The organism is Thioalkalivibrio sp. ALJ7 (assembly GCF_000376865.1).
Taxonomy (GTDB): Bacteria; Pseudomonadota; Gammaproteobacteria; order Ectothiorhodospirales; family Ectothiorhodospiraceae; genus Thioalkalivibrio.
The window spans coordinates 423,117-448,852 of sequence record NZ_AQXQ01000011.1; the positions used below are offsets into that span (position 1 = coordinate 423,117).

General features: G+C 61.7%; 30 protein-coding genes. 12 read left to right on the forward strand and 18 right to left on the reverse strand.

The genetic code is table 11. The features are described 5' to 3' along the window. Positions 1-103: 103 nt before the first annotated feature. The 6 genes from folB (at position 104) to D002_RS0108300 (ending at position 5,296) form a co-directional block, all read left to right on the forward strand. Positions 104-463, forward strand: coding sequence for a dihydroneopterin aldolase (gene folB, locus D002_RS0108275; RefSeq protein WP_018141451.1), 360 nt, complete (start codon positions 104-106; stop codon positions 461-463). 680 nt (positions 464-1,143) lie between these two features. After that, entirely contained in the window at positions 1,144-1,854 is a 711-nt protein-coding gene (locus tag D002_RS0108280; RefSeq protein ID WP_018141452.1) for a TorF family putative porin, read from the forward strand. Positions 1,855-1,923: 69 nt separating this feature from the next. Next, positions 1,924-2,262: a P-II family nitrogen regulator gene (glnK, locus tag D002_RS0108285; RefSeq protein WP_018141453.1), complete on the forward strand. Its 339-nt coding sequence runs from the start codon at positions 1,924-1,926 to the stop codon at positions 2,260-2,262. Between the two features lie 34 nt (positions 2,263-2,296). After that, entirely contained in the window at positions 2,297-3,550 is a 1,254-nt protein-coding gene (locus D002_RS0108290; RefSeq protein WP_018141454.1) for an ammonium transporter, read from the forward strand. Positions 3,551-3,878: 328 nt separating this feature from the next. Further along, complete coding sequence (locus D002_RS0108295; RefSeq protein ID WP_018141455.1) at positions 3,879-4,499, forward strand: ATP-binding cassette domain-containing protein; 621 nt, start codon at positions 3,879-3,881, stop codon at positions 4,497-4,499. After that, a complete protein-coding gene (locus tag D002_RS0108300; protein ID WP_018141456.1) occupies positions 4,490-5,296 on the forward strand; it encodes an ABC transporter permease in 807 nt (268 codons plus the stop codon). The genes D002_RS0108295 and D002_RS0108300 overlap by 10 nt, the downstream gene beginning before the upstream one ends. A gap of 79 nt (positions 5,297-5,375) precedes the next feature. On the opposite strand, the gene D002_RS0108305 is transcribed toward D002_RS0108300, so the two are convergent. From D002_RS0108305 to speE, 3 genes are all read right to left on the reverse strand, one after another. Further along, the gene (locus D002_RS0108305; protein WP_018141457.1) at positions 5,376-5,648 is read right to left on the reverse strand and encodes a type II toxin-antitoxin system RelE/ParE family toxin; all 273 of its coding nucleotides are present in this window, start codon (positions 5,646-5,648) and stop codon (positions 5,376-5,378) included. Positions 5,649-5,670: 22 nt separating this feature from the next. After that, entirely contained in the window at positions 5,671-5,898 is a 228-nt protein-coding gene (locus D002_RS0108310) for a ParD-like family protein (protein ID WP_012981615.1), read from the reverse strand. Positions 5,899-6,081: 183 nt separating this feature from the next. Beyond that, entirely contained in the window at positions 6,082-6,933 is an 852-nt protein-coding gene (gene speE / locus D002_RS0108315; RefSeq protein ID WP_018141458.1) for a polyamine aminopropyltransferase, read from the reverse strand. Between the two features lie 235 nt (positions 6,934-7,168). Between speE and speA the strand changes: the two genes are divergently transcribed. Both speA and D002_RS0108325 read left to right on the forward strand, forming a co-directional pair. After that, on the forward strand, positions 7,169-9,073 hold the full coding sequence (gene speA, locus D002_RS0108320; protein WP_018141459.1) for a biosynthetic arginine decarboxylase: 1,905 nt from the start codon (positions 7,169-7,171) through the stop codon (positions 9,071-9,073). A 5-nt stretch (positions 9,074-9,078) separates the two neighbouring features. Then, positions 9,079-9,327 (forward strand): YcgL domain-containing protein, encoded by a 249-nt coding sequence (locus D002_RS0108325; RefSeq protein ID WP_018141460.1) that lies wholly within the window; start codon positions 9,079-9,081, stop codon positions 9,325-9,327. Positions 9,328-9,449: 122 nt separating this feature from the next. Here the strand turns inward: D002_RS0108325 and D002_RS0108330 are convergent, their stop codons facing one another. Beyond that, positions 9,450-9,836 carry a PIN domain-containing protein gene (locus D002_RS0108330; RefSeq protein WP_018141461.1) on the reverse strand — a complete coding sequence of 129 codons (387 nt, stop codon included), beginning with the start codon at positions 9,834-9,836 and terminating at the stop codon, positions 9,450-9,452. Positions 9,837-10,144: 308 nt separating this feature from the next. Beyond that, positions 10,145-10,375, reverse strand: a complete 231-nt coding sequence (locus D002_RS0108335) for a hypothetical protein (RefSeq protein WP_018141462.1) — start codon at positions 10,373-10,375, stop codon at positions 10,145-10,147. Between the two features lie 275 nt (positions 10,376-10,650). On the opposite strand from D002_RS0108335, the gene typA reads away from it, so the two are divergent. The 3 genes from typA to D002_RS0108350 all read left to right on the forward strand — a co-directional run bounded on the left by typA (position 10,651) and on the right by D002_RS0108350 (position 13,649). After that, positions 10,651-12,471, forward strand: coding sequence for a translational GTPase TypA (gene typA, locus D002_RS0108340; protein ID WP_018141463.1), 1,821 nt, complete (start codon positions 10,651-10,653; stop codon positions 12,469-12,471). 513 nt (positions 12,472-12,984) lie between these two features. Next, positions 12,985-13,221, forward strand: a complete 237-nt coding sequence (locus D002_RS0108345; RefSeq protein ID WP_018141464.1) for a ribbon-helix-helix protein, CopG family — start codon at positions 12,985-12,987, stop codon at positions 13,219-13,221. Beyond that, positions 13,218-13,649, forward strand: a complete 432-nt coding sequence (locus tag D002_RS0108350; RefSeq protein ID WP_018141465.1) for a putative toxin-antitoxin system toxin component, PIN family — start codon at positions 13,218-13,220, stop codon at positions 13,647-13,649. The genes D002_RS0108345 and D002_RS0108350 overlap by 4 nt, the downstream gene beginning before the upstream one ends. 343 nt (positions 13,650-13,992) lie before the next feature. Here D002_RS0108350 and D002_RS0108355 read toward each other — a convergent pair whose 3' ends face one another. From D002_RS0108355 to D002_RS0108385, 7 genes are all read right to left on the reverse strand, one after another. Further along, positions 13,993-14,412: a type IV pilin protein gene (locus D002_RS0108355; RefSeq protein WP_018141466.1), complete on the reverse strand. Its 420-nt coding sequence runs from the start codon at positions 14,410-14,412 to the stop codon at positions 13,993-13,995. A 211-nt stretch (positions 14,413-14,623) separates the two neighbouring features. Continuing rightward, a complete protein-coding gene (locus D002_RS13855) occupies positions 14,624-18,352 on the reverse strand; it encodes a pilus assembly protein (protein ID WP_231362927.1) in 3,729 nt (1,242 codons plus the stop codon). 58 nt (positions 18,353-18,410) lie between these two features. Further along, complete coding sequence (locus D002_RS0108365) at positions 18,411-18,959, reverse strand: PilX N-terminal domain-containing pilus assembly protein (protein WP_018141468.1); 549 nt, start codon at positions 18,957-18,959, stop codon at positions 18,411-18,413. A 6-nt stretch (positions 18,960-18,965) separates the two neighbouring features. After that, positions 18,966-20,027, reverse strand: coding sequence for a PilW family protein (locus tag D002_RS0108370; RefSeq protein ID WP_231362928.1), 1,062 nt, complete (start codon positions 20,025-20,027; stop codon positions 18,966-18,968). Positions 20,028-20,029: 2 nt separating this feature from the next. Next, entirely contained in the window at positions 20,030-20,500 is a 471-nt protein-coding gene (pilV, locus tag D002_RS0108375) for a type IV pilus modification protein PilV (protein ID WP_196800111.1), read from the reverse strand. A gap of 19 nt (positions 20,501-20,519) precedes the next feature. After that, a complete protein-coding gene (locus D002_RS0108380) occupies positions 20,520-20,996 on the reverse strand; it encodes a GspH/FimT family pseudopilin (protein ID WP_018141471.1) in 477 nt (158 codons plus the stop codon). Between the two features lie 163 nt (positions 20,997-21,159). After that, complete coding sequence (locus D002_RS0108385) at positions 21,160-21,684, reverse strand: GspH/FimT family pseudopilin (RefSeq protein ID WP_018141472.1); 525 nt, start codon at positions 21,682-21,684, stop codon at positions 21,160-21,162. Between the two features lie 295 nt (positions 21,685-21,979). Between D002_RS0108385 and D002_RS0108390 the strand changes: the two genes are divergently transcribed. Beyond that, positions 21,980-22,846: an SUMF1/EgtB/PvdO family nonheme iron enzyme gene (locus D002_RS0108390; RefSeq protein WP_018141473.1), complete on the forward strand. Its 867-nt coding sequence runs from the start codon at positions 21,980-21,982 to the stop codon at positions 22,844-22,846. Positions 22,847-23,179: 333 nt separating this feature from the next. Here D002_RS0108390 and D002_RS0108395 read toward each other — a convergent pair whose 3' ends face one another. The 6 genes from D002_RS0108395 to D002_RS0108420 form a co-directional block, all read right to left on the reverse strand. Beyond that, entirely contained in the window at positions 23,180-23,560 is a 381-nt protein-coding gene (locus D002_RS0108395) for a type II toxin-antitoxin system VapC family toxin (protein ID WP_018141474.1), read from the reverse strand. Continuing rightward, positions 23,560-23,805, reverse strand: a complete 246-nt coding sequence (locus D002_RS0108400; RefSeq protein ID WP_018141475.1) for a type II toxin-antitoxin system Phd/YefM family antitoxin — start codon at positions 23,803-23,805, stop codon at positions 23,560-23,562. The genes D002_RS0108395 and D002_RS0108400 overlap by 1 nt, the downstream gene beginning before the upstream one ends. A 203-nt stretch (positions 23,806-24,008) precedes the next feature. Continuing rightward, positions 24,009-24,263 carry a Txe/YoeB family addiction module toxin gene (locus D002_RS0108405; protein WP_018141476.1) on the reverse strand — a complete coding sequence of 85 codons (255 nt, stop codon included), beginning with the start codon at positions 24,261-24,263 and terminating at the stop codon, positions 24,009-24,011. Further along, positions 24,260-24,511 carry a type II toxin-antitoxin system Phd/YefM family antitoxin gene (locus D002_RS0108410; protein WP_018141477.1) on the reverse strand — a complete coding sequence of 84 codons (252 nt, stop codon included), beginning with the start codon at positions 24,509-24,511 and terminating at the stop codon, positions 24,260-24,262. Before D002_RS0108410 ends, D002_RS0108405 begins: the two co-directional genes overlap by 4 nt. 233 nt (positions 24,512-24,744) lie before the next feature. Further along, on the reverse strand, positions 24,745-25,284 hold the full coding sequence (locus D002_RS0108415; RefSeq protein WP_018141478.1) for a protein disulfide oxidoreductase: 540 nt from the start codon (positions 25,282-25,284) through the stop codon (positions 24,745-24,747). After that, complete coding sequence (locus tag D002_RS0108420) at positions 25,281-25,712, reverse strand: hypothetical protein (protein ID WP_018141479.1); 432 nt, start codon at positions 25,710-25,712, stop codon at positions 25,281-25,283. The genes D002_RS0108415 and D002_RS0108420 overlap by 4 nt, the downstream gene beginning before the upstream one ends. Positions 25,713-25,736 lie beyond the last annotated feature (24 nt).

A 25,736-nucleotide genomic window follows, 5' to 3' on the forward strand; every position in this document is an offset into this window, starting at 1 on the left:
GGGACTCGGGCCGTGATTTCGTGTGCCCATAATAGCGACTTGGTGTACCTCGTGCGGCCCAGAAAGTAGGATAAGCGCCGACCTTCCGGAGCCGGCTGACCCCATGGACCGAATCTATCTGTGCGATCTCCAAATCAACGCCGTTGTCGGCGTCTACGACTGGGAGCAACGGCTGCAGCGCCCCTTGCGCTTCGATATCGAACTCGCGGCGGATACCCGAATTGCCGCGCACTCCGGGGAGATCGGCGACACCGTCGACTACGAGGCCGTCGCCAATGTGGTGCGTGCCATCGTTACCCGCGAACCTCATGCGCTGCTGGAATCGCTTGCCGAGGAGATCGCCGAGGCGTTGATGACCCAGTTCGCTTCCCCCTGGGTGCGCATTGTGCTGGGCAAGCCCGGCGCGGTCCCCGGGGTCCGCGAGGTCGGCATCGAGATCGAACGCGGAAGCCTTTCTTCGTAATACCGTCCTTCCCGGGCTGCTGAGGCTCCGGAAAACACCGCGTATTGGGTCATCGCGAGCCGCGAAGCGACGTGGCGATCTGCCACCCAGGGCAGTATTGCCCGGCTGCGTTCCATACCACATTCGTTCCCCTTCGGTTTCCTTCCGCCCTAGGGAGACGCTGATTTAATTGCACGTCCGCGTTGGCGCCCCCTGTTTTCCGAGACAAGGCGCGTCGTGCAGCGGGTAGTGGTTCTACCCGCAAGCGGCGCAACGCAGGATCGGGGAACAGGGGGCACCAACCCCACAAGCCATTGGAAGCAGGGGCTCGGCCGCTTTTGCGCGGGAACGGCGTTGCGGTTCCCTTGTGCAGAATGACTGCACGGCAGTCACCGCGCCTTGTTCGCACGCAAAAGCGACTCGAGCGCGGACGTGCAATTAAATCAGCGTCTCCCTAGGCCTCCCTGGGCATGCCTGAACCTTCTCTCGCACCGGACATGGTTCACAACATGGCCGAAGCGCACGCTTTTGGTGCGTGTGCACTTTGAGTGCGCACCATTTGAAGGCAACCCCCCGTGGTTCGGCCACAACAGGTGTTGTTAAAAGCCGATTTTGCTCCCTTTTGGTACTTGGCACAGCCCATGCAAGGACCGGGTGTCGACTACGCGACACTTGATTGACCAATCTGGGAGAAGACCAAAATGAAGAAGTTCACCCGTTCCGCGCTGGCTGCTGCTGTCCTGACCGTGGGTTCCACTGGCGGCGTCGCGTTTACCTCCACCGCCGCCGCGGAACTGTCCGTAAATATTGGCGCGGTCTCCAACTATTACTTCCGCGGTTTTTCCGAAACGGATGATGGCGCTGCAATTCAGGGCGGTATCGATTACGAGCATGCCTCTGGCTTCTACGCCGGGACCTGGGTTTCCAATGTCGACTTTGGTGATGACACCAGTTACGAGATGGATCTCTATCTCGGTTTCGCTGATGAGTTCGACAGTGGCTTTGGCTACGACGTGGGTTACATTTACTACGCCTACCCGGACGCCCGTGATGGTGACTCCCTGAGCGCCGACTTCGGCGAGATCTACGGCGAAGTCAGCTTTGATACCGGGGTGGTCGGCCTCTACGGCGGTATGGCTTATGTCGTCAACGACAGTGATGATTCCGCTCTCGAAGACGACGATATGTACTTCTACGCCGGTCTGGACATCCCGTTCATGGATGTCTACAGCGCTGGGTTCATGGTGGGCCGTACCAAGTTCGACGATTCCAGCCTGGATAACTACACCCACTACACCGCGAGCCTTACCCGTGATGCGGGCGACTGGGGCGAGTTCAGCTTTAACCTCGAATACGTCGATGAGTCCGACGAGGACCTGGGTGCCTGGGTGGGCTGGTCCAAGACGTTCTAAACCCTGGACCCACTACTTAAATGAAATGGCGGGCCCGCATGGTGGCGGGCCTGCCCATAGGAGTCTGACATGAAGATGATTACCGCCGTGATCAAGCCGTTCAAGCTTGATGATGTTCGCGAGGCGATCTCGGAGATCGGCGTACAGGGAATGACCATGACCGAAGTAAAGGGTTTTGGTCGCCAGCGCGGTCATACAGAGTTGTATCGCGGTGCCGAATATGTGGTCGATTTCTTGCCCAAGGTGAAGCTTGAAGTGGCTGTCGACGAAGACCTGGTCGATCAGGTGGTCGAGGCGATTTCAAAGTCTGCCAGTACGGGCAAGATCGGCGACGGCAAGATCTTTATTACGCCGGTGGAGCAGGTCGTGCGCATTCGCACGGGCGAGACCGGACCGGAAGCGCTTTAAACCTTTGCCTTCCAGCGAATGAGGAATTTCAATCATGGAAATTGAACAGCAAGTTGTCGAACTCGCCTATGCAATGGACACCTTTTACTTTTTGGTGGCCGGCGCACTGGTGATGTGGATGGCCGCGGGCTTTACCATGCTCGAGGCCGGTATGGTTCGCACCAAGAGTGTGGCCGAAATTGCAACCAAGAATATTGCCCTGTATTCGATCGCGAGCATCATGTACATGCTGATCGGCTATAACATCATGTACAGCGATGGCCTGAGCTCTATTATCCCGGGCCTTGGGTTCCTGATCTCGGGTGATAACGCGGTCGCGGACGTGCTGGGTAGCGGTGGCGACATCTACTACTCCGATCGTGCCGACTTCTTCTTCCAGGTGGTGTTCGTGGCAACGGCGATGTCCATCGTCTCCGGTGCCGTGGCCGAACGCATGAAGCTGTGGGCTTTCCTGGCCTTCGCGGTCATCCTGACCGGCTTCATCTACCCGATCCAGGGCTTCTGGAGCTGGGGTGGCGGTATCCTGGATCAGATCGGCTACCTGGACTACGCCGGTTCCGGCATCGTCCACTTCACCGGTGCGGTTGCCGCACTTGCGGGTGTCCTTCTGCTGGGTGCTCGTAAGGGCAAGTACGGCAAGGACGGCCAGATCAACGCGATCCCGGGCTCCAGCATGCCGCTGGCTACCTTGGGTGTATTGATCCTGTGGCTGGGTTGGTTTGGCTTCAACGGTGGTTCCGAGCTGAAGGTTTCGGACATTGAGTCCGCCAACGCTGTGGCCGCCGTGTTCGCCAACACCAACCTGGCCGCGGCCGGTGGTGTGGTCGCCGCGCTGATCACCACGCGTCTGATCTTCGGCAAGGCCGACCTGACCATGGCCCTGAACGGCGCGGTCGCGGGTCTGGTTTCCATCACGGCCGAGCCGATGATGCCCAGCCCGGTCCTGGCGATGATCATCGGCGCCGTTGGTGGCGTGATCGTGGTCTTCTCGATCGTGGCCCTCGACAAGCTGAAGATCGATGACCCGGTGGGTGCGATCTCCGCTCACGGCACAGCCGGTATCTGGGGTGTGATGGCGGTGCTGCTGTCCAACCCGGATGCGACCTTCTTCGGTCAGATTGCCGGTCTGCTCGCCATCTTCGTCTTCGTCTTCGTGGCCAGCCTGATTGTCTGGGCCATCCTCAAGGCGGTGATGGGTATTCGCCTGAGCGAAGAAGACGAGGATGTGGGTGCCGATATCGCGGAATGCGGTCTCGAGGCCTACCCGGAATTCACCGGGAAGCAATAATCCTTCGTTAACCTTAAACCGGGATCGGGCCGCATGCCGGCTCGATCCCGACAAAGTCTCCTCCGACGCCGACAAGACAGTCTCCCAGGACTTGGATGTTGGCCTTTAGGGCGCCTCCCCGGCGCCCTTTTTTTGTTTCTGTACGCGTGGGAGCGGGCTCGCCCGCGAAGCCCCAGCCCGCGCCGGATCGTACGATCGGCATCGGCAGAGGCAACCGACCCAATCGACCGCTCGTCTCTCAGCAAGCAGCGCCTGCCGGTCCGGCCATTCATCCCGTGGCCCCGGCTTCGGTTACGATCTTGTTATCGCTGCAACGGAACCGTTTCGCATGGATCGCCTGCTCGATGTGCATGCCCTGAAGACCGAACACTTGGGCCCCCTGGACCTTGCGCTGCAACCCGGCGAGCTCGCGCAGGTGACGGGTGCCTCCGGTTCCGGGAAGTCCTTGTTGTTACGGGCTCTGGCCGATCTTGATCCGAATGCAGGGGAGGTTCGTCTGCAGGGAGAGCCCCGTGACAACATGCTGCCGGTGCAGTGGCGCCGACGGGTCGCCTATGTCCCTGCCGAGACTGCCTGGTGGGGCGAGTGCGTCGACGAGCACCTCCCGGCTGAGTTCTCGCGCGAGCAGGCCCTGCATTGGCTTGACCAGGTTGCGCTCCCGGAGGCCTCGCTGCGCTGGGAGGTTGAGCGATTGTCCAGTGGCGAGAAGCAGCGCCTGGGCCTGGTGCGGGCTCTTCTGAATCAACCGCGTTTGCTGCTGCTGGATGAACCGACCGCGAACCTCGACCTGGAAAACACAAAACGCATCGAGCGGGCGGTGCGCGGGTACCTGGCGGAACAGGATGCCGCCGCGCTGTGGGTAAGCCACGACACGTTGCAGCGTCAGCGTTTGGGCGGTCGCATCCTGACCATCCACGAGGGTCAGCTGGAGAGCCCCGCATGGACCTGATCTCGCTCTCTGCACTGGATCTTTCGCTGGCGGCATTGCTCGTGGTCGCCCTGGCTGGGCTCACGTTCTGGGCCCGTATGGGCCTCAGCCGTAGCCTGCTGATCGCCGGTGCGCGAACAGTCATTCAGTTGTTGCTGGTTGGGCTGATCCTGCAGACCCTGTTTGATAATGCCCAGCTCGGTTGGGTGGCACTGATGGCGCTGGTGATGCTGGCGGTAGCGGGTTACGAGGTGATGGCCCGGCAGCAGCGGCGTTTTGTCGGGCTATGGGGATACGGGATCGGCACGGTCACCATGTTCATCTCCGCCTTCGCCGTAACCGTGCTGGCGCTGGTGACGATGGTGGGGCCGACACCCTGGTGGGAGCCGCAATACGCGATCCCGTTACTGGGCATGTTGCTAGGCAACACAATGACGGGTATCGCACTCGGCCTGGACCGTCTGACCCAAACCGTCTGGCGCGAGCGCCGAACCATCGAGGCGCGCCTGGCGCTGGGCTCGGGCTGGAGCGAGGCCGTGGCCACCATGCGCCGCGAGGCCGCCCGTTCCGGTCTGATGCCGACCATCAATGCGATGGCGGCTGCGGGCATCGTCAGTCTTCCCGGCATGATGACCGGTCAGATCCTTGCGGGCGCCCCGCCGGTGGAGGCGGTCAAGTACCAAATCCTGATCATGTTCCTGATTGCCGCGGGGACCGGTTTTGGCACCCTGGGTGCCGTCTGGTTCGCCTCGCGCCGCCTGTTCGACACCCGCGAACGCCTGCGCCTCGACCGCCTCAAGGCCGGCCGCCAGACATAGGGAGACGTAGCCGGGCACCCATGCCCCGTAGGATGCGCTGAGCGCTGCGAACTGCATCGGCCAGACACACGTGCGGGCGTTAAGAATCGCGTTTCAGATCCCGGTAGAAATTCTCGTGTGTGCCCAGCAGGAGCAGGTGGCGCGTGCGGGGATCGTACTCATAGGCGAGCAGCATCAGTTGCCCGCGTGACTTGAACCTGTGAACCATGACCCCCGCCAGATCCCCTTTCTTGCTGGTGCCCAGCTCGGGGTCGCGGATGATCTCGGCGATCACATCGTCTACGTCGGCCTTCTGGGCGAGGTGCAGGCGCTTGTAAGCCCGTCGGAATCGGGTGCTTTGCAGGACATCCACGCCGTTCAATTCTCGGGGGCCATCAGTCGCGCTGGCCCTCGGGAGTAAATGGCGTGGCCAGCTCCCGGCCCTCGGCCCGCGCGATCAGGAGTTCACAGATGAAGTCGATGGGCAGGTCGGGGTTGTCCATGGCGGTACGCCCGACCTCGGCCCAGAACTCGATCTGGCCGGCGATGGTTCGGTGCTCGGCCTTCGCGTGGGCGCGAGCCTGCTGGTAGAGCGTTTCATCAATGCGGACGGGCAAACTCATCGCCTGCTCCTTTTGCTACAAATGTAGCAATGGTAGCGCGCGTCCGAATTGCCAGCAAGCAAACGCCCGGATGGGTGCATTCTGCGTGAGCTCAATGCACCCTGCGGCGTTTGTGGTGCCCGTCATCGCGAGGCGCGCCGCGCCGTGGCGATCTCCGTGGATGGCCCCGGCGCTGGCGCGCGATCAGGCGAAGAGCTTGCGGCGGAAGAACTCTGGGGTTGCGCCGGCGGCGCGATGGATGGCGGCATTGTAGTAATGCGTGAGGAAGGGTAGTTCCTCCGCCGCTTCTTCGCGCAGGAAGCTGACCGGGCAATCCTTGGCGGCGATGGTGCAGGTCCACCAGCCGGAGGGGTAAGTGGGCTGGGGGAAGTGCATGGTCAGGGCGTCGATGAAGTTGGCGGCGCGCAGGCTGTCATGCATCGGTCGGATGATCTGGTCGGTATGCAACAGCGGCGATTCGCTTTGCTGTACCAGCAGGCCGTCCGGACCCAGGGCCCGCACACAATCCTTGTAGAAAGCGGTAGAGAACAGGCCCTCGGCCGGGCCAACCGGGTCGGTGGAGTCGACAATGATGACGTCGATGGAACCGGGGGCGGCGTCCTTCAGGTATTGCACGCCGTCGTCGAACAAGAGTTCGGCGCGCGGGTCGTCGTTGGCATCGCACAGCTCGGGGAAGTACTGCTCGGACAGGCGCGTGACGCGTTCGTCGATGTCCACCTGGACGGCCTTTTCGACCTCGTCGTGCTTGAGTACTTCGCGCAGGGTGCCGCAGTCGCCACCGCCGATAATCACCACGTTTTTCGGGGCGCTGTGCGAGTACAGCACGGGGTGCGACATCATCTCGTGGTAGATGAAATTGTCGCGGCCGGTCAGCATTACGCAGCCATCGATCACCATCAGGTTGCCGAACGCCTTGGTCTCGTAGATCTCGATCTTCTGGTAGGGCGTCTGTTCTTCGTGCAGCTTCTGCGTGATCTGCAGGGACATCGCGATGTCCATATGGGGTTCGCTGAACCAAGTGTTGTCGAGTGCCATGGGCCGGGCTCCCTGTGGGAATCGTTCGGTGGGCGGTATGATAGCGCCGCTATGATAAAGGCCCGCGCGCAGCGGGCAACTGCGTCCTTCGTCATTGCGAGGAGCCGTAGGCGACGAAGCAATCTGCCAAAGTGGGCCCCGTGTCGGGGTCCTGGGGCCCTGGATGGAGATTGCCGCGTCGCTTTACGCCTCGCAATGACGAGGGTGCCGCGCTCACCCAAACCCCGGATTCGCCATGTCTGCCAAGCCCTGGAACCTGGAAGAAGCCCGCGCCACTTATGGGATCGACCACTGGAACGGCGGTTTCTATCAGGTGAATGACGCCGGGCACGTGGCGATGTGCCGCCCGGACTGGCCGGATCATCCCGGCGTGGATCTGTTCGAGCTCGCAGGACGGTTGCGCGAGGAGCATGTGGGCCCTCCCGTGCTGGTGCGCTTCCAGGACGTCCTCGACGGACGGGTGCGGCGTCTGGCGAAAGCCTTCGATGCCGCGGCGGGCGAACTCGATTACCAGGGGCTTTTCACCGCGATCTATCCGATCAAGGTCAACCAGCAGCGCAGTGTGGTGGACCAGATCCTCGCGGCGGGTGATTCGCCGGATGCGGACGGCTTCACGCCGCGGGTGGGGCTGGAGGCCGGCAGCAAGCCGGAGCTGATCGCCGTGCTTGCGCAATCGCGCCCGGGCTCGGCGATCATCTGCAACGGTTACAAGGACCGCGAATACGTGCGCCTGGCGTTGATCGGGCGTCAGCTCGGGCACCGCGTTTACATCGTGATTGAGAAGCCCTCCGAGCTGGAGGAGGTGATTCGCCAGGCCGAGGGCATGGATGTGGCGCCGCTACTGGGGCTGCGCGTACGCCTGGCCTCCATCGGCAAGGGCAAGTGGCAGAACACCGGCGGCGAGAAGGCCAAGTTTGGCCTCTCCGCCGCCGATGTGCTGGGGATTCTGGAGCGCCTGCGCGGGCTGGGCTGGCTGGATCGGCTGCAACTGCTGCACTTCCATATGGGCTCGCAGATCGCGAACATCCGCGACATCCAGAACGGCATGGGCGAGGCGGCCAGTTATTTCGCCGCGCTAACCGGGGCCGGTGCGGCCTTGAAGGTGGTGGATGTGGGCGGCGGGCTGGGCATCGACTACGAAGGCTCGCGCTCGCGCAACGAATGCTCCATCAACTATTCGGTAGAGGAGTACGCGCTCAATATCCTGCGCCCACTCAAGCGCATCTGCGAAGAACATGATCTGGCCATGCCCGAAGTGTTCAGCGAATCCGGGCGCGCCCTGACTGCGCATCATGCGGTGCTGATCACCAACGTAATCGATTGCGAACCGGCCCCTGGGGATGGCGAGGTTCCGCCGGCGGCGGAGGATGAACTGCCCGAGATCGCCGCCATGCGCGCGCTACTGGACGGCAATGACCGTCCGGCCTCGGAGATCTATCACGATGCCGCGTTCGGGCTTTCCGATCTGCAGGCGCGTTTCGCCCGCGGGATGTTGTCGTTGGCGGACCGTGCCCGCGCGGAGGCCATTTACTTTGCGCTTTGTCAGCGCCTGCTGGCCCAGCCGGAGGCCTTGCCGGCAGAGATCCATGCGGAATTGACGGACAAGCTGGCCGACAAGGTCTTCTGCAACTTCTCCGTGTTTCAGTCGATCCCGGACACCTGGGCGATCAATCAGATCTTTCCCATCATGCCGTTGCACCGCCTGGATGAAGCGCCGACCCGCCGCGCCGTGCTGCAGGACCTGACCTGCGACTCCGACGGACACATCGAACATTACGTGGAGCGCGAGGGCACACATACCACGTTGGCGCTGCACCCGTGGGATGCCCGAGAGCCGTACTATCTCGGCATCTTCCTGGTGGGGGCCTACCAGGAGATCCTGGGGGATCTGCACAACCTGTTCGGCGATACCGACACCGTGAATGTCGAACTGACCGCGGATGGCGGCTACCGCCTGCTGAACCCCGAGCGCGGCGACACCGTGGACGAACTGTTGAGCTACGTGCACTTTGCCCCGGACGACCTGCGCCGCGCCTTCCGTGCCAAGATTGATGCCATCGGCCTGCGCGGCGAGGCGGCCGGGCGGCTGCTGGCGGAACTGGAACAAGGCCTGACCGGCTACACCTACCTCGAGGATTGAACCCCATGCAGTGTTACGTCTACCGCGCCACCAAGCGCGCCGACACGTACGTCTATCTGCCCGAAAAGGACGACTTTTCCGAGCTGCCCGAAGGCGTGGTGCTGGCGCTGGGGCGTCTCGAGTTCGCCCTGGAGTTCGATCTGACTCCGGAGCGTACCCTGGCCCAGGAGGACCCGAACAAGGTCCTCGCCAATCTGAAGGAACAGGGTTTCCACCTCCAGTTCCCGCCGCCGGAAGAAGACCCCAGGCCCTGATCCTCCGCGCGGCCGCCCGAACATGGCGCCGCAACCCCGGATCCGACCTTTACCCGGGCTACCCTGCCCCCCTCGATGACCCGGGTGGATGCTCAGGCCGGAGACGCGTCCGGGGAGCATATTTAATGCAGGAACGGGTTTTCGACGCGGATGCTTTCGATGACCTGGGAGTGGTTCAGGTCTTCCGATAGGAGAATCGTCGCGCCCCCCTGCAAAGCGGTCGCCACGATCATCGCGCCCCAGAACGAGAGGCGGTTCCGCTCCTGGATCTCGGAGGCCCGGAGAATGGCCTCTGTATCCGGGCACTCCACTTGCCAGGCCCGGTAGGCCTCGATCAACCGGCGCGCCTCGGTAAGCGGGAGAGGGGCCGCGATCTTGCGAGTCACGTTGACGTAAAACTCCTGTAGCACCTGGATGCTGATGACCGCCCCACCCGTATCCCAAAGCTGGCGGATGGCTTGTGCGGCGCGTCGGTGCCGGTCGCCCGCATTAGGGCAACACTGATCCATGTACACGCTCGCGCTCGAGTCGCTTTTGCGTGCGAACAAGGCGCGGTGACTGCCGTGCAGTCATTCTGCACAAAGGAACCGCAACGCCGTTCTCGCGCAAAAGCGGCCGAGCCCCTGCTCTCAATGGCTTGCGGGGTTGGCACCCCAGGTTCCCCGATCCTGCGTTGCGGCCCTTGCCGGTAGAACCACTACCGGCTGCGCACCGCGCCTTGTCTCGGAAAACCTGGGGTGCCAACGCGAGTGCGTACATTGATCAGTGTTGCCCTGGGTCGTGCGCGTAGAGCAGGACGTTGGTATCGACGAAGACCTTATCGCTCATGCAGCGCGTCCCGATCCGGGCGTTCGCCGCCGAAGTGGCAGCCCTTGTCCAGGGCGGCCAGGGCCGCGCGCTTGGAACGCTCATACCGTTCGGATCGTTCCACGATGTGCTCCAGTTCCTCCGTCAGCAGCCGGCTGACCGAAGTCGAACGACGGGCCGCGATGACCTTCAGTTCGGTCAGTACCTGCTTGTCGAGGGACAGGGTAATGTTCTGTTTCATGCTGAATCCTCACGGCTCACGTGAAAATGAGTAGCACGAACACTACGTGCATTCAACGGAGGCCAGTGTGCTGTCAGCGATCAGTTCGAGGGGTGCCGTAGTGGCTTGGCCACAGGGCTCAGGTGGCCGGTAGTTCCGGGGCGGAATCGCTTTGGCTGGGGGTTGCGGGGAGGCGCGAGCGCGGAGGCTGCGTATAAAACGTGGAAGTCACAGCGCGGACACGCATAAGTCTGTATAGTGTCGGCCCTTTTGCCAGTATCTAGAGTTCGTATTCCATGACCGAGAAGCTTCGTAATATCGCCATCATCGCCCACGTCGATCATGGCAAGACCACGCTGGTTGACCAGCTCCTGCGCCAGTCCGGCACGCTCGACGCCCGCGGTGACCACGGCGAGCGGATCATGGATTCGAACGCCATCGAAAAAGAACGCGGGATCACCATTCTGGCCAAGAACACGGCCATCGAGTGGCAGGATTACCGCATCAACATCGTCGACACGCCCGGACACGCCGACTTCGGTGGCGAGGTCGAGCGTGTGCTGTCGATGGTCGACTCCGTGCTGCTGCTGGTGGATGCGGTGGACGGCCCGATGCCGCAAACCCGCTTTGTCACCCAGAAGGCCTTCGCGATGGGCTTCAAGCCGATCGTGGTGGTGAACAAGGTTGACCGCCCCGGCGCGCGTCCCGATTGGGCAGTGGATCAGGTGTTCGACCTGTTCGATCGCCTGGGTGCGACCGACGAGCAGTTGGATTTCCCCATCGTGTTTGCCTCCGCCCTGAACGGCTTCGCCGGCCTGGATTCCAGTGTCACCGAAGGCGACATGACCTGCCTGCTGGAGACCATCGTCAAGCACGTCTCGCCGCCGAACGTTGACGCCGACGGTCCGTTCCAGATGCAGGTCTCCTCGCTGGACTACAACAGCTACCAGGGCCTGATCGGCATCGGCCGTGTGAAACGTGGTCGCATCAAGCCGAACACCCCGGTCAAGGTAGTGGACCGCGAAGGTGGCGTACGCAATGGCCGTATGCTGCAGATCATGGGCTTCCACGGCCTGGAGCGCGTGGAAGTCACCGAGGCCAACGCCGGCGACATCATCACCTTCACCGGCATGGACGAGCTTTTCATCTCCGACACGCTGTGTGACCCGAACCATGTCGAGGCGATGGAGCCGCTGACCGTCGACGAGCCGACCGTCAGCATGACCTTCCAGGTCAATACCTCGCCATTCGCCGGACGAGAGGGCAAGTACGTCACCTCGCGCGTCCTGCGCGACCGCCTGCAGGAAGAGCTCAAGCACAATGTCGCGCTGCGAGTGGAGCCGGCTGAGGATCCAGACAAGTTCAAGGTGTCCGGTCGTGGCGAACTGCACCTGGGTATCCTCATCGAGAACATGCGTCGCGAGGGCTACGAGCTGGCCGTCGCGCGTCCCGAGGTGGTGATCAAGGAAGTAGACGGTGTGAAGCAGGAGCCGTACGAAGCGGTTACCGTGGATGTCGAAGAGCAGCACCAGGGCACGATCATGGAGAAGCTCGGCGAACGCCGCGGCGACATGACCAACATGGTTCCGGACGGCAAGGGCCGTGTGCGCCTGGATTTCATCGTTCCGTCACGCGGACTGATCGGTTTCCAGACCGAGTTCATGACCGCCACCTCCGGCACCGGCATCCTGCACCACATCTTTGACCACTACGGTCCCTATCAGCCGGGTGCCGTGGCCGCGCGCCAGAACGGCGTGCTGATCGCCAACGCCGCCGGCCAGGCGCCGGGCTTCGCCCTGTTCAACCTGCAGAGTCGCGGCAAGTTGTTCATCGGCCCCGGCGAAGAGGTCTACGAGGGCATGATTATCGGCCTGCATTCGCGAGAGAACGACTTGGTCGTGAACGCGCTCAAGGCCAAGCAGCTTACCAACGTGCGCGCCTCCGGGACCGATGAGAATATCCAGCTCACCCCGCCGATCCGCATGACGCTGGAGCAGGCCATCGAGTTCATCGACGAAGACGAACTCGTCGAGGTCACCCCAGAAAGCCTGCGCATCCGCAAGAAGTTCCTGCTCGAGCACGAACGCAAGAAGGCCTCCCGCGCCGCCTCGGCGTAAGGCCGACGCCAACGCCCCGCCAGTGGGCAAGGCAAAAAGAAGCGCCCGGTCGGATCATCCGCCGGGCGCTTTTTCGTGTCTGGTCCGCTGGAGCCTCGATCTTCGTCATCCTGGGAATCGCAAAGCGATTATCCGGGACCTCCATGGGCTATCGGCGCGTGCGCGGAAGGCGCGGCTGTAGAAGGGCTCCGAACAAGGCTTGAGCGCCAGCGACCAGACGCAACGTATCGGAAAGCCGCGCAAGGCCGAGGAAAACAGGAGGGATGGAGACGGAAAATAAATCTGTCCCCGTTTCCCGAGGCCCTGCGAAATCCAAAGGTAGACCCCCAGCCCCTGCTACTCGATGGTGTTTGGCACTAGCTTGCGCGCTGAGGGGGGGCGCTCCGGAGCAGGCTCCGGGCGGGGTGCACCGGAGGTCTCCTTGGGTGGGCGGCGGTCCTCTGGCTAGCCCCCACTCTCATCCGGTGCTATGGTGTTTTGGTGTCTACTATTAAGCCCGTCAGGAGTGCTTCGATGAGCCGATTAACAATCACCCTGGACGACCAGCTGCATCAGGCCCTGAAAGAGGCGGCGGCGCGGCAGCACCGTTCCATCGCCTCGATTATCGAGGAGAGCCTGGTCTATCGCGGGATTCGTACCCGTGGCGAAGCGCGGAACTTAGTGGCCTCGGCTCGGAAGCGCGCAGCGCTAAGCGAAGAAGATGCCATGGCTCGAGCGCTGGAGGAGACCCGTTCCGAGCGCGGCCGATGAAGCCGTGGACGCTGGTGGTTGACACCAACGTTGTGGTGGCGGGGCTTCTGTCCAGTGCGCCACGCTCACCCGTGTGCCGTGTCTTGGACGGGATGCTGGCGGGACATTTTCCTTTCCTGACTTCGCCTGACCTGATATCCGAATATCGCAGGGTTCTCTTGCGGCCGTCGCTGGTTCGGCTGCATGGCCTTTCGGACTCGCATATCGATGATTTGGTGACCGAACTGGTCGCCAATGCGATCTGGCGTGAGCCGAGCCCCACATCGATTTCGGCTCCGGATGCCGGAGATGCTCACCTGTGGGATCTGCTGGCTTGCCACCCGCGCAGCATCCTGGTGACGGGCGACAAGCTGTTGGTCCAACGGCCATTTGCGCCGGGGCGTGTCGTTACGCCCGAGGCGGGCCTTGAGCTGTTTGAAACGAGCTGATTAGGTGCGTGGGCGCGGTTGTCTGGGGCGCGAGCGGAGTTTGTTATTTGGGGTTCGTGATCTCGGATCCCAGGGCCACGCGATTCTAAACGGCGTCATCCTGGAAACAGCGAAGCGATCATCCGGGACCTCCATGGGCTATCGGCGCGCGCGCGGAAGGCGCGGCTGTAGAAAGGCTCCGAACAAGGCTTGAGTGCCAGCTACCAGACGCAACGTATCGGAAAGCCGCGCAAGGCTGAGGAAAACAGGAGGGATGGAGACGGAAAATAAATCTGTCCCCGTTTCCCGTTGGTCTGTCCCGGTCCGAAAATAAATCTGTCCCCGTTTCCCCGATCTGTAGGCCCTACCAGCAATCGTCTGTTGGTGTGCGGGCGCCCTGGTGATTGACGGTCATGCTGCTGCAGGTGCCAGTCTGGACTCGTCCTTCTTCACCGTTTGCGGTAATCAAGAAGGTGCTGTTGTCTGCAGAGGTAATGGTCAGCGAGTAATAGCCTTCCGGAGATTCGTTCGCGATCGTGCAGTTGTCGTAAGTCATCTCTGAAGTGAAGCAGCGTTCCATGCGCTGCGCTGCCTGCGTCAAGCCAGCCTTCCCGTCGGAGACTTGGGCGCGTTCAACAAAACGGCCATAGGCTGGAAAGGCAATTGCCGCGATGATGGCGATGATGGCGATCACGATCATGAGCTCGATGAGCGTGAAGCCTTGTACCCGATGACCGCGCTCTTTGATCCCGGTCCCTGCGAGATGAATGTTTGATTGGTTCATTTCGCCGTTCCTTTCATCACAGTTTGTCATGCTCGGCAGCCTGTCTCTCGGGCTTGGGTCGATCCACCGCACGAGTACGACAACCGACCCTCCCCACTTTCGCCCATTTAGTAACTCGCACTACCCAGTTCCTTGCAAGAGTTGAAAAAGGAAGTTATCAAGCGCAGCAACAGCAATCAGGTTGGTCTCACGGGTCATGTGAGCGCGCCGACTACCGCAGTTGCTGCCAGTTCATGCGGCCGAGTTGCTGATCATCGTCTCTCACGATTTCGCAATTGCCTTCACCGTCGCAAGCCAATTGCGTCCGATCTGTGGAGGGGGTGCTCGCGGTTTCGGGGCGTTGGATTGTGATGATGCGTTCGCCAGTACCCACACTAATTCCGCTAGGAGCCTGGAGTTCGCCGTTGACGAGTACGCGATCGGAGTCGCCGAACACGCCGTCTCGGTCTAGATCGAACACGGGTTGTTGCAGTTGGCCGCCAGTGCGCAGATCAAAGTCCATGAAGAAACCGCGCCGGCCACTACCGCACGGATCTTCATCCGGGATCAAGGTGGAAAAGCGAACCCGCTGCTCTTCTCGCCCGAGTGTCACCGGCCCGGAGATCACGCGTTCTCGACTGTCACGATCGAGATCAATAATCCAGCCTCTGTACTCGGTCAAGTCCACGGGGTCATCGGACAGCACACGGACTTCTTGAGGGCCGCTCGCGGTTTGTACGGTCTCCTGAAATTCGATCCGTTGCCTGAACAGGTCCGATCTGTCAGCCGGTTCGCTCGGGGGTGATATCGAGTCCACTACGCCATAAAGACTCTGAATCTGTGAATCATCGGCATCCGGTTCGAAAATATAGGAACCGGTACCGAACGAGATCATGGCGCGACCTTGATCCAGGATCTGGCCGATGGGTCGTGTGGTGATGGGTTGGGCCGTCCCGTTCGGGGCGGTCGCCCGGGCCAGTAAGCGCACCGAGGGGCTATTGATGTTGGTAAGGTCAAAGACCCAGAGATTGCCGAGCAGATCTCCTGCGTAGGCACGGTTGGCGCGCAAGTCCACTCCCGGCCAGTCCGTGATAAACGGTGCGGCAAGACCGTTGGGAGCATCAACGTCCCCTTCACCGGTGGAGACACTCGCCGTGAGACTACCGTCGAACAGGTCGACCGCGAATAGGCGGGATTCTTGAGACGCGCTGTTATAGCCGTTGCCAAAGAATGCGGCCCAATCTCCATCCGGGCGCGTGCGCGCGATCTGCGGGGTTCCGATCGAGGTGCCCAGCTCATCATGCGAGAATTCCCAGAGGACGTCGTCACTGGGCGAAAAGTTCGCGGGATCGGATACGTCCAGCGCGAAAACCTGCCGTCCGCCGGCGCCGAGTGAGCCAACCAGAACGGTCCTTAGATTGGTGCCATCATGGACCTCGCGGACGGCCAGCTTTCCGTCAACAAAATACCGATGGTGACGGTTGTAATCCAGCGCCGTAAGTCGCGATAGAGGTGCAAAATCCTCGCCCCCTTCAGGAAGCAAGAGCTTGCTCGGGATGTACGCGAACAGTTCTTCGCCCGTATCACCGTCGAAGGCGTGCAGCATCCCGTCGTTGGCCCCGACAAACAGTACGCCGTCTACGAAGACCGGGTCGGAGTTGATAATGTCGCCCAGCAGGCGCGGTGCGCCAGAGCCTATGCGACTGCGTAGGCCATCCTGCTCCTGACCGCGTAGCCACGCTACCCGGTCATCACCGCGATTGTCATTGTCGCCATCCGAGCTGTAATCGAGGGCCTCCCGCTGATCGGCATGGAGGTTATTTGCGCGGAACTCCACTCCCCCGCCAGCACCCGATATCTGCCCTACTGCGGCGCTCCTGGTGAAGATGCGGCGGTTGTCTCCCGCGGCCTGGCTGGCGAGAGCCGTCTCTGCATCCCAGCACTCGGGGCAACCTGGCGCTGCGACATTGCCGTCTTGATCGAGCGGCCGGCCGGTCAGAGTGCCGGACCAGTCTTCCGATCGAAATCCCGCCGTGTATAGCAAGGTATCGGATTGCAGAATCGCCGAGCTCGCAGCTGCCGCGGTGCTGGTGCCGGCAAGCTCGAGAGAGATGGCTTCGAACGCCCGCTCCAGACTCTCCACCATCGAGTTGGCCTCGCCAGCGGTGAAGAAGTTGTCTGGTCTCATAAAAGAGGCCTGTCCGCCTCCCTGACCAAAGGGCGTCAGCGTTTCGCCGTTTCGGTGCCACCAGTCGTCAGGCAGGGGTGTAGTGCCCCAGTCGTCCGCATCGAAGTCCTGTGGCAGGCGAGCGCCACCGTACTTTGCAGCGAGTGCAAACTGGTTACGTGACATTCCCTCGAGGGACTGAGCCTCAAGCACATCCACCCAGTAAGTAGAGGCGCTCGTACGTCCGCCGTCCAGGTCTGGGCGGATGTCGTGCGCATTCGCATGCCAGGCCAGCCCGGCCATGTACGCCGAATTCTCGCGCCCCGTAAAATTACATGTGTTGCCGATGTTCCCTATGCCCTCCATTTGGCCGACCCGGTTGGTTTCCGTCACCACGTTCACGGTGTTGTCGGAACTAACTTCCGCCGGAGTGCTTGGCTCGTCTCTGGAGCACGAGCTTCCTGGGAGGTTCTTGTCGCGGTGAGTGTAGATGTCGCCGATGCCCAAGATGGTATTGGGCTGGCACCAGTGCTCAACGGGATCATCCCAATCCGTGATCACAGGGAAGCCGTCAGCGACTTCATAGGCGCTCCAACCAGGATCTTCCAGAGATGTCAACGAGGAGTAGGAACTCACGTTCCCCTGATTTTTAAGGTACCTCAGTCCCGCGTAGTAAAGTTCGCTCACCGGATCCGTACTTTTGTGGGGGCGGGTGGTCATCTGCCCGAACTTGTTCAGGTAGTTGATGACTCCGCTATCCTGTATCGAGGCACCAGTTTCGCTTGCCCAGTCACTATCAGGATTGCGGGTCAACACTCCCGTGTTCTCATCCCATTCCGCCCTGGGGTTGTTTGTCATGCCCCCATCGCCGTCTGGTTTCATTGGCCCGATGTACTTCTGCTTGGCTCGCAACACCCCGCCATCGCGCAGCCGGGAATGGTCATTTACATACCCGAACAGACTGTAACGAATCCGGTCTGAATACTCTTGCAAGGTGCCTTCAGGCTTCCAGCCGTTCGCATATTGCTGACAATTGCCTTCAAGCAAACCCGAGACGCACACACGGACCCTGACGCTCACCTCATAAGCATGGTCACCGGTAACGGTTTCAGTTGGATTGTAAGCAGTGACATTGTGATTCACGCCATTGTTTTGAAGGCGGAACCGCATTTGGTTGCCGAGCCCCTCAATGCGCATGCGCATCCATCCGTATGCGCCGAAAGGTGTAGCTCCTGCCAGGACATTGCCATCAGTCCCGCTGTCCGGAAGCCGCCGATTAGGGTAAATATTCGTGCCACCCTGTCCAGTGTGGCGTGCCTTCTCAAGCCACGTTTCGGTAGGAGTATCACGAACTCGGTAGCCCCCGGTAAGAGCCGATCGGAATGGGTCGACGGTTTGTGTGGCCGCCCAATTGAGGAAGTTTCCACTCCAGGGTGCGCCAGATGACGTGCATCGGCGGTTCGATGTTTGGCTGACCGGGAAGAAGTGGCGTTGGGATTCGTCTACATCGTATGAGTATTGATAGCACTTGTTGGGATCGAAATATCCTGCATACTCCGACGCCTCCGAATAGCCACCCAGGTTTGCAACACTGTTGATAGTCGGCCATTCGACCGAAGGTGTGAGAACCAGGCTGCCCGGGACGTTCTGCAAGGAGAAAAGGGGCTGCTGAGCCACGTCGAGTTCGGCTGCGGCCTGAGGCGAGTAACCTGCAAGTGCCGCAAACGTCACCAGCGTCGCGGCGGCGAGAGGTTGCCGATATCGCGGAAGACTGCATGGTTTAAGGGAAGTCATGAGGTATCCTCGGCTATCAAGCAACATGCAGAATCAAAATGGAGTAAAAGATGATCACTCAGCCTCCCCAGTCCGGCGGACATAGGATCAAGCCACTGTTTCGGGGTCTGACCGAAGCCTCAAGAGTCACACGCGCGCTACTGGTTCCGCCTACGCCGTGGCTGTAAACGGGAAACTGGCGGTCGCACTCGGGCTCCGCAATGTCCATTTGGCCCGGGACGCGACTGTAGGACGGCGGATTGACGTAGTAAGAGGCCGCCTCCGCCAGCGCAACTTCGGAGTTGGACAAGTCCAAAGTGCCATGGGCATTTGCACCTTCCCAGGCTCTCGGAGCCTGCAAACGATCGTGGCCCTCGGCCACCTGGCGGTTGGCGATGGAAGCATCAAGCCAGGTCTCGCCTTCGCGCAACGCGGCTTCGCTGGCCTGAAAGGCGAGGTTGCGGTCGTGCCAGTTGCCGGACATGCGTTCCTGAAGCAGCGTGTCCTGCATGCCGGCAATTGCCAGGATCGTCACGACCAGCAACAAAATCAGACCGACGATCAGCGCAGAGCCGTTTTGCCGGCGAGTAATCGAACAAGTGGAATGTGAGCCGAAATGATGGTTCATGGTTGATTAGTCCAGACGATTGCGCAGGCCAATTGTGGATGTGAAGACCTGGTAAAGTCGGCGATCCGGTGCGGTCCATGTGCCGCCATCGATCGCCAATTGCTGAGGCGTGTCGACGACGTTTTCGGTGTTGGTGCTGTTGACGATCAGAATGACCCGGACCGCTCGCACCGCTTCCCAGTCGGCTACTGCATCGGCGGTGCGGAAGCTGTTTATGCGCCCGTCCCCGCTAGTGTCCTCCCCATAGCGGATTCGGAGGTCCTCAACACCGGTGACCAGCTCTTGGTCATTGGCGGACCCCAGACCAAAGTCCAGTCGGCGCAGCGAATTCTGTTCCGGGTCGGCGGTGCTGGCGCCGACGTAGTATAGGCGCGGTTCGAAACGGAACAGCTGAGAAGTCTCATCGAAACTTTTGGAGAGGTTGTTCTGGCCAGGGTTGAGATTTCCAGGAGCCATATTCGCGGCGCCCCGAGTGACAGTATTGGCGTTTGAATTAGCCGTGTTCTGAAAAATGTCGCAGGAATCAGCATCGCTAATGACGACGAGCTGCTCGCGTGCGATGCCGCTAGGGCTATTGAGGTTGACCGTTGCCGCGTTTTCGGGCGTGTTGCCAGAGGGGTTTACGTCCATGCTCGAAGATTTTTTTATTAGAAGGGTGTCGGTGCCGGCGACATAACCGTTCATCGACCCAGCATGTGGCCCCGCCTGTTGGTGCCATCCCACGAGTGAACCGGTCTCGAAATCAAAGAGCTCGTCGTCATAGCCGGTACCATTCGGATCGAGAAGGGAATTGACCTCGGCTCCGGGCATACAAGCGCCACGAAATCCGACCTGCCGAATGTCACGAGCAAGGATCTCGACCGCGAAACGTCCGGTTTCCTGAACCTTGCTCATTGCCTCCTGGGTGCGGTAGGTCTGGCTGGTTCCGATAAAGACGCTGATAACCGCACCGATCAGCAGTATGCCGAGTGTCAGGGCGATCATGAGCTCCACAAGGGTGAGACCGCGCACCTTTCTGACACCCGGCGCCCCGATCATCTTCGTTGTCCTGGAATGATTATCGGGCATGGTTACAGGCGCGTCCGCAGAGTGAAGGTTTCGGGCGTTTCTTCGCCCCGGGTGTCGTCCCAGGTCACGGAAATTGTGACGATGTTGTTGCTGCTGTCTGTCGCTATCGCCGCCTGGGAAGCGGGAAGCGTGTTCTGGATATCGGTGATCCAGCGGTTTAGTTCGCTAGATGGGAGGTCATTACCGGCGGGGGGTGCGGTAAAGGTCCCGTCGTAGTCTTCTTGCAGTGCGGCGCGCCGGTCGACACGCATCACGTCGAGCATGTCATACGAGAGAATGGTGGCTTGGGCACGCATGTAGGCGCTGTGATTGGCCTTCAGCGCGTTCCCTTGAAGGCTCGCGAGGCCGATGAGCCCAATGGACAAGACCAGCACTGTGACCATCACCTCGATCAGGGTCACGCCGGAGTGACGCCGTTGATTGCCCGAGAATGGCTCTTGAGCACTGGTCAATGTTGATGGAGTGTTCGGCATGATCGTAATCCCGTTGGCTTCAGGGGCAGGCGGTGCGTTCTACGCCTACGCGACCACCTGGGGAAATACGCAGGATGCGGGCCCGGTCGCCTGTGCAATTCTCGACGTGCACGTTCAAGGTGATTGCATTCTGGTCCGCCCTAGTGCCCATGGGGCCAAAACTCACCGAAGTCTCTCCGCCCGCGTTAATGACCGACCGGGCCGGTGGGGCGTCCCAGACACGCAAGCGATCCGCGGCGGCTGCGTTGCAGCCAGCGCTGGGCTCGACCCACCAGCCATCCTCCCAGTCATTTGTACATACCGAGGCGACCTCACCACGCCTTATCGCCTCGCTGCGCGCCAGGTTGATCGCCGTAGTCAACTGATTGGCTAGAGCGGTGGCGCGGTTGTTTTGCACCAAAGCCTGAAATCCCGGCACCGCGATCGTGATCAGGATCGCCGCTACGGCAATCGTGACCATCAGTTCGACGAGCGTGAATCCGTGGGGTCGGGTCATTGGGCGTCAGCCGTTCGGGTTTCCGTGACTCTAGTGATAAGCACGCAGCGGTGGTACTGCAAGGCCCGACCGGGTTAGTGGTCGAATCGCGGCCACGAGCGGTGTCCGCGGGCGAGGCAGAGCCACCAAAGTCGACGGGAATTCTGCGGGGTGGAGCCCGGGCTCAGGTGCAGTCGGCGGTTGCGACGCGGGGGCGGCCGGCGCTGCTGATGACGATGGCGCGGCCTTCGCTCGAGTCGGCACAGATCGACACGGTGCCCATCAGTAGCGCACCCGACAGGCGTTCGGATTGGCCGAGGGGGTTGTAGGAGATGTGCTGGCTGACGGGCTGATTGCCCGTGACCGCGATGCTCGGGTTGGTCCAGTCGTTACCCACGCGCAAGATGCGGTCAGGGTCGGATGGCTGGTTGGAGCGGCCCGGATTGGCGAAGAGGATCCAGCCAGCGTCCCAGCTTGTGTCGGTGCAGGTGGCGCCGTCGGTTGAGGTGCACAGCGTGACCAGGCCGCCACGGCGGATGGCCTCGCTGCGGGTTATGTGCAGGGTGGTCAGGAACTGGTTGGTCGTGGTGGTGAGCCGGGTCTGTTCGACGAGGTTGCCGAATGCGGGTGCCCCGATGCCGAGCAGGATCGAGGCCACCAGCAGGGTGACCATTAACTCCACCAACGTGAAGCCACGCGAGCAGGACATGTTCGACTCCTCCCTGAGTCCAAACAAGGGCTTGAGCGTAAAATGTCAGCTTGACGGGTGCAAGCGGCACTGCGCGCGGGCGAACCTCGGGCGTTGGCGCTTGCCTACAGGATGGCGGCGCCGTTGGCAGGGCGCGCTATCGTGTTGGCTGTACTGCCGGGTGGTTCGAGCCGCCGGTTGAGATGGGTGGCGAAGAAGCGCTTGGGTTCAGGCAGGCGATTGCTTCGCTTCGCTCGCAATGACGGGTTTTGTTGGTGTGTGCGGGGCGCAGAAAGATCAGGAGGTCAGCAGGCCCATGGTGAAGGACGTGCAGAGGATGGATCAGGCGGATCTGCTGGATCTGCAGCAGCAGGCGGCGCGCGCGGCAAGGCTGGGCGTCACGTTTCGCGACGAGGCCCGTTCCGGGGCGCCGACGCCGGAGCTGCAGGTGATCCCGCCCGGAGAATTCGAGATGGGTTCGGATGCCTCGGAGTACGGCCATCAGCCGCATGAGGCACCGCGGCGTTTTGTGGCGCTGGAGCGACCCTTCGCCCTGGGGCGCTACGCGATTACGCGTGAGGAGTGGGAGGCGTTCCAGGCGGCAACCGGCTGGGAGCCCTGGGACTGGCTGGTGTGGCCGAGCACGCCGCGCATGCCGATCTTCAATATCAAGCCGGACAGCATCCGGCAGTACCTGGACTGGCTGAGCGAGGAGACGGGCAAGCGCTATCGCCTGCCGACCGAGGCGGAGTGGGAATACGCCTGTCGTGCCGGCACTCGCACGCCGTTTGCCTTTGGCGAAGTGGTGGGGTGTCGCGACGTGCACTTCAATTCGCTGTTCCCGTACGAGGAGCGGCGCCAGCGGCGGAAGTGGTACATCCCGGCGTGCTTTCCGCTGTCGCGGCCGCTGGATGTGGGCAGCTTTCAGCCCAACCTGTGGGGGCTGTACGACATGCACGGCAATGTGCAGGAGTTCACCTCCACGCCATGGCATGACAGCCATGCCAGCCTGCCGCGCGATGGCGTCTACCGTCGCGATCCGGACAACGAGTGGGTGGTCACCAAGGGCGGTTCCTGGTTCGATGCCGCCGTGAATACCCGCAGCGCCGCCCGGCGCCGCCGCAACATCGACGAGATGGATACCAACCTGGGCTTCCGCGTCCTGCGCGAGCTGGACGATTGAGGCACGGCTTCCCGGCGGTCTGCAGTGTCGGGATGAACCACAGAGGGCACGGAGGGCACGGAGGGCACGGAGAAGATCGCAGGGCGGGTTTCAAAGGGGGCACGTCTAGCCACACGAAACGGATCAGGATCAGGAGGTGGCGACCGTCCCCCTCGAACCTCACCTGCTTTCGCTCTCCCCATCTTCGGGGAAATGCAATGTCGAAGGGTTTCTCCGTGCCCTCTGTGTCCTCTGTGGTGAATAATCACAGGCTAGGCACCCTTCCCGAGTCTTCGTGGGAGCGATGCGTTTCGCTTCGCTCAACGGCATCCTACGGTCGGAGTGAAGGGGCCGCTATTCGGGTCGGAACAGGTGGATCTCCAGGCCCTCGATGTGCCGATAGTGCCGATCATTGGCCGTGACGAGTGGCAGACCCAGCTGTGTGGCGGTCGCCGCAATCAGCGCATCGGCCATCTGCATGTTGTGGCTGAGGGCGTAGGTCTCGACAAGGAAGGTTGCGCGGTTCGAGATGGCTTCGCTTAACGGCTGGATGCGGGCGTCCCAGTACTGGACGGCCTGGCGCAGCGCGCGGAATTCGGTCTGGTCGCGCAGCCCCTGGACGAGTTCCATGTAGGTTACTGCGGACACTGTGAATCCCGGCGAGCTGTCGAGCCATTCGCTGGCTCGCTGATTCCCGCGCAGATTCCAGATCAGGACATCCGTGTCCACTAGCATCAATCAAACTCCCTGGGCTGCCGGATCCGGCGGATGTGTTCGTCGACCGGGCCGGTTTGGTCGCGCCAGAGCCCGAACAGCGGGTTATGTGCGGGGCGCGCCTGGGTCGCTTCACTGCGAGCCCGGTAGGGGACAAGTCGGGCGCGCAGCTGGCCCCGGTAGGTGATCTCGATCTCCTCCCCTCGGTCCACGGCGGCAAGCAACTCGCGGCTGTGCAGGCGCATGTCCTTGGTGGTAGCCTCCATGACGGCCTCCGTTGGTTACACTTTGAAGTGTAACTAAAGTGCGTTGGTGGTCAAGAAGCTGGGTTGCCGGCCACGATCATTTTGATGTGTTTCGCTGCGCTCAGCCGCATCCTACGAGGGGTTTCTTGAGCGTAGGGTGCACTGAGCGGAGCGAACTGCACCGTTCGCTTGGTCGCGAACGTTGGCGCATCCGATGCTTCCGGTCAGTAGTGGTAGCGGAGCTGCGCGATCAGCAGGGTTCCGTCGTCCACCTTGTATACGATGTGGTGTTCGCTATCGATCCGGCGGGACCAGTAGCCGGCAAGGTTGTGCTTGAGGGGTTCGGGCTTCCCGATGCCCGTAAACGGATCGCGCTGGATGGCCTTGATGAGCTCGTTTACGCGGCGAAGGGTTTTCTTGTCGTGTCGTTGCCAGTAGAGATAGTCCTCCCAGGCAAGTTCAGCAAAGAGTAGCCTCACTCCTCCAGGCTCCGTTCCTTGCCTCCCCCTTGCTCCAGTTCGGCGACCGAGGCAAGCAGGCGCCGAGCATTCTCTGGTGCCCGAAGCAGGTAGGCCGTTTCCTGTAGCGCCTCAAAGTCTTCCAGTGACATCATGACCACGGAGGGTGCTTTGTTGCGGGTGATGATAATCGTGGAATGGTCTTCGCAGACCTGTTCCATCGTCTTGGCCAGATTGCTCCGCGCTGCGGTGTAGCTAATGGCGTCCATGGAGTACCCCTTGGGCTCGGATCTGTACATGTACGGGATAATGTACGATTCGGCGTGAGCCATAGCAAGTGAACGGACCATCGTTGATGGACGCTTATGGGAGCTGCTCGGTACCAGCCGGGGGAGCACGTTGGGGGGTAATGCGTGTCGCTCCGTTCAACTGCATCCTACGGTTGGATTGCGGCGCGTAGGATGCACTGAGCGCAGCGAACTGCACCGTTTGCTGGAGGCTGTTACAGCCAGCGGGCGAGCCAGAGGCGCAGGCGGAGTTCGAACGGCGGGGCGTAGCCCTGCTTGCGGAAGACGATCTCGCCGTCGGGGTTGATGATGAAGGTCGCGGGTACGCCGCGGACGTTGTACTGCGCGGCCAGGGCGCCCTGGGGGTCGTTGACGACGGCCAGCTCGCGTTCGCGTTCGTTCAGGTGGTCCAGCACCTCTTCGGGCGTGCCGGACTGCATGGCCACCGTGAGTACCGGGTGGCTCTGCGACAGGCGCACGATCTCGCCTTCTTCCAGGCGGCAGATCGGGCACCAGGTGGCCCAGAAGTGCAGCAGCATGGGTTCGTCCGCGTAGTCGGCGAGCGTTACCGGCGTGCCATCCAGTAGCTGTGCCTCGAACTCGGGGGCCGGGCCCTCGACCATGTCGCGCGCCATCCAGGCGCGTACGACCAGGAAGATCACCAGCGCCAGGCCGATCTGAATACCCCAGGACAGCGCGCGGCGGCGTCCGGAGGGCTTCGGGCGTTTCGGTTTCTCGGGCGGGGTCTCGGTCAACGGATCATCTCGGCTTGTCCGGGGCGGGCACGGGTGCCGCGTTTCTTCGGGCCCTTGCGCACCGCGATGCGTACCAGTTCGTCTTCGTCGTCCATCAGGCGTTCCCGCTGGGCCTCGGTGAGCAGCGGGTTGCGCGCGACGAAGTAGCGCAGGTTGGGGTCGCGGTCGTTCACACAGGCCTCGACCTGTTCCGGTGTCAGGTCGGGGCGCTTGGCGCAGTTCAGGCGCACGGTCTGGTTGGGGTCGGCCAGCAGCAGCGCGACTTCCTCCTGTGTCAGGTCCATGCGGCGGGAGAAGTAGGCCTTTACCTGCGCATGCTGGTCGCGCACCAGCAGGGGGCGCCAGCCGTCCTCGAGGTCCGCGGAGAGGGCCAGGTCCATGCGCTCCTCGAACGTCATCGCCTTGTATTGTTGCTTCAGTTCGGTCATGGCGGATGCATTATAGGCGGGGCG

What these genes read in the sequence shown, in the direction of transcription:
- speA (WP_018141459.1), top strand. Translation starts at nt 7,169, where the DNA reads ATGTCTGCCAAGCCCTGGAACCTGGAAGAAGCCCGCGCCACTTATGGG.
- D002_RS0108295 (WP_018141455.1), top strand. Translation starts at nt 3,879, where the DNA reads ATGGATCGCCTGCTCGATGTGCATGCCCTGAAGACCGAACACTTGGGC.
- D002_RS0108400 (WP_018141475.1), bottom strand. Translation starts at nt 23,805, where the DNA reads ATGGAGGCTACCACCAAGGACATGCGCCTGCACAGCCGCGAGTTGCTT.
- D002_RS0108420 (WP_018141479.1), bottom strand. Translation starts at nt 25,712, where the DNA reads ATGACCGAACTGAAGCAACAATACAAGGCGATGACGTTCGAGGAGCGC.
- D002_RS0108385 (WP_018141472.1), bottom strand. Translation starts at nt 21,684, where the DNA reads ATGTCCTGCTCGCGTGGCTTCACGTTGGTGGAGTTAATGGTCACCCTG.
- D002_RS0108290 (WP_018141454.1), top strand. Translation starts at nt 2,297, where the DNA reads ATGGAAATTGAACAGCAAGTTGTCGAACTCGCCTATGCAATGGACACC.
- D002_RS0108280 (WP_018141452.1), top strand. Translation starts at nt 1,144, where the DNA reads ATGAAGAAGTTCACCCGTTCCGCGCTGGCTGCTGCTGTCCTGACCGTG.
- D002_RS0108345 (WP_018141464.1), top strand. Translation starts at nt 12,985, where the DNA reads ATGAGCCGATTAACAATCACCCTGGACGACCAGCTGCATCAGGCCCTG.
- D002_RS0108395 (WP_018141474.1), bottom strand. Translation starts at nt 23,560, where the DNA reads ATGCTAGTGGACACGGATGTCCTGATCTGGAATCTGCGCGGGAATCAG.
- glnK (WP_018141453.1), top strand. Translation starts at nt 1,924, where the DNA reads ATGAAGATGATTACCGCCGTGATCAAGCCGTTCAAGCTTGATGATGTT.
- D002_RS0108335 (WP_018141462.1), bottom strand. Translation starts at nt 10,375, where the DNA reads ATGAAACAGAACATTACCCTGTCCCTCGACAAGCAGGTACTGACCGAA.
- D002_RS0108350 (WP_018141465.1), top strand. Translation starts at nt 13,218, where the DNA reads ATGAAGCCGTGGACGCTGGTGGTTGACACCAACGTTGTGGTGGCGGGG.
- D002_RS0108325 (WP_018141460.1), top strand. Translation starts at nt 9,079, where the DNA reads ATGCAGTGTTACGTCTACCGCGCCACCAAGCGCGCCGACACGTACGTC.
- D002_RS0108300 (WP_018141456.1), top strand. Translation starts at nt 4,490, where the DNA reads ATGGACCTGATCTCGCTCTCTGCACTGGATCTTTCGCTGGCGGCATTG.
- D002_RS0108380 (WP_018141471.1), bottom strand. Translation starts at nt 20,996, where the DNA reads ATGACCCGACCCCACGGATTCACGCTCGTCGAACTGATGGTCACGATT.
- D002_RS0108310 (WP_012981615.1), bottom strand. Translation starts at nt 5,898, where the DNA reads ATGAGTTTGCCCGTCCGCATTGATGAAACGCTCTACCAGCAGGCTCGC.
- D002_RS13855 (WP_231362927.1), bottom strand. Translation starts at nt 18,352, where the DNA reads ATGACTTCCCTTAAACCATGCAGTCTTCCGCGATATCGGCAACCTCTC.
- D002_RS0108330 (WP_018141461.1), bottom strand. Translation starts at nt 9,836, where the DNA reads ATGGATCAGTGTTGCCCTAATGCGGGCGACCGGCACCGACGCGCCGCA.
- speE (WP_018141458.1), bottom strand. Translation starts at nt 6,933, where the DNA reads ATGGCACTCGACAACACTTGGTTCAGCGAACCCCATATGGACATCGCG.
- pilV (WP_196800111.1), bottom strand. Translation starts at nt 20,500, where the DNA reads ATGCCGAACACTCCATCAACATTGACCAGTGCTCAAGAGCCATTCTCG.
- folB (WP_018141451.1), top strand. Translation starts at nt 104, where the DNA reads ATGGACCGAATCTATCTGTGCGATCTCCAAATCAACGCCGTTGTCGGC.
- D002_RS0108410 (WP_018141477.1), bottom strand. Translation starts at nt 24,511, where the DNA reads ATGGACGCCATTAGCTACACCGCAGCGCGGAGCAATCTGGCCAAGACG.
- D002_RS0108390 (WP_018141473.1), top strand. Translation starts at nt 21,980, where the DNA reads ATGGTGAAGGACGTGCAGAGGATGGATCAGGCGGATCTGCTGGATCTG.
- D002_RS0108370 (WP_231362928.1), bottom strand. Translation starts at nt 20,027, where the DNA reads ATGCCCGATAATCATTCCAGGACAACGAAGATGATCGGGGCGCCGGGT.
- D002_RS0108365 (WP_018141468.1), bottom strand. Translation starts at nt 18,959, where the DNA reads ATGAACCATCATTTCGGCTCACATTCCACTTGTTCGATTACTCGCCGG.
- D002_RS0108355 (WP_018141466.1), bottom strand. Translation starts at nt 14,412, where the DNA reads ATGAACCAATCAAACATTCATCTCGCAGGGACCGGGATCAAAGAGCGC.
- typA (WP_018141463.1), top strand. Translation starts at nt 10,651, where the DNA reads ATGACCGAGAAGCTTCGTAATATCGCCATCATCGCCCACGTCGATCAT.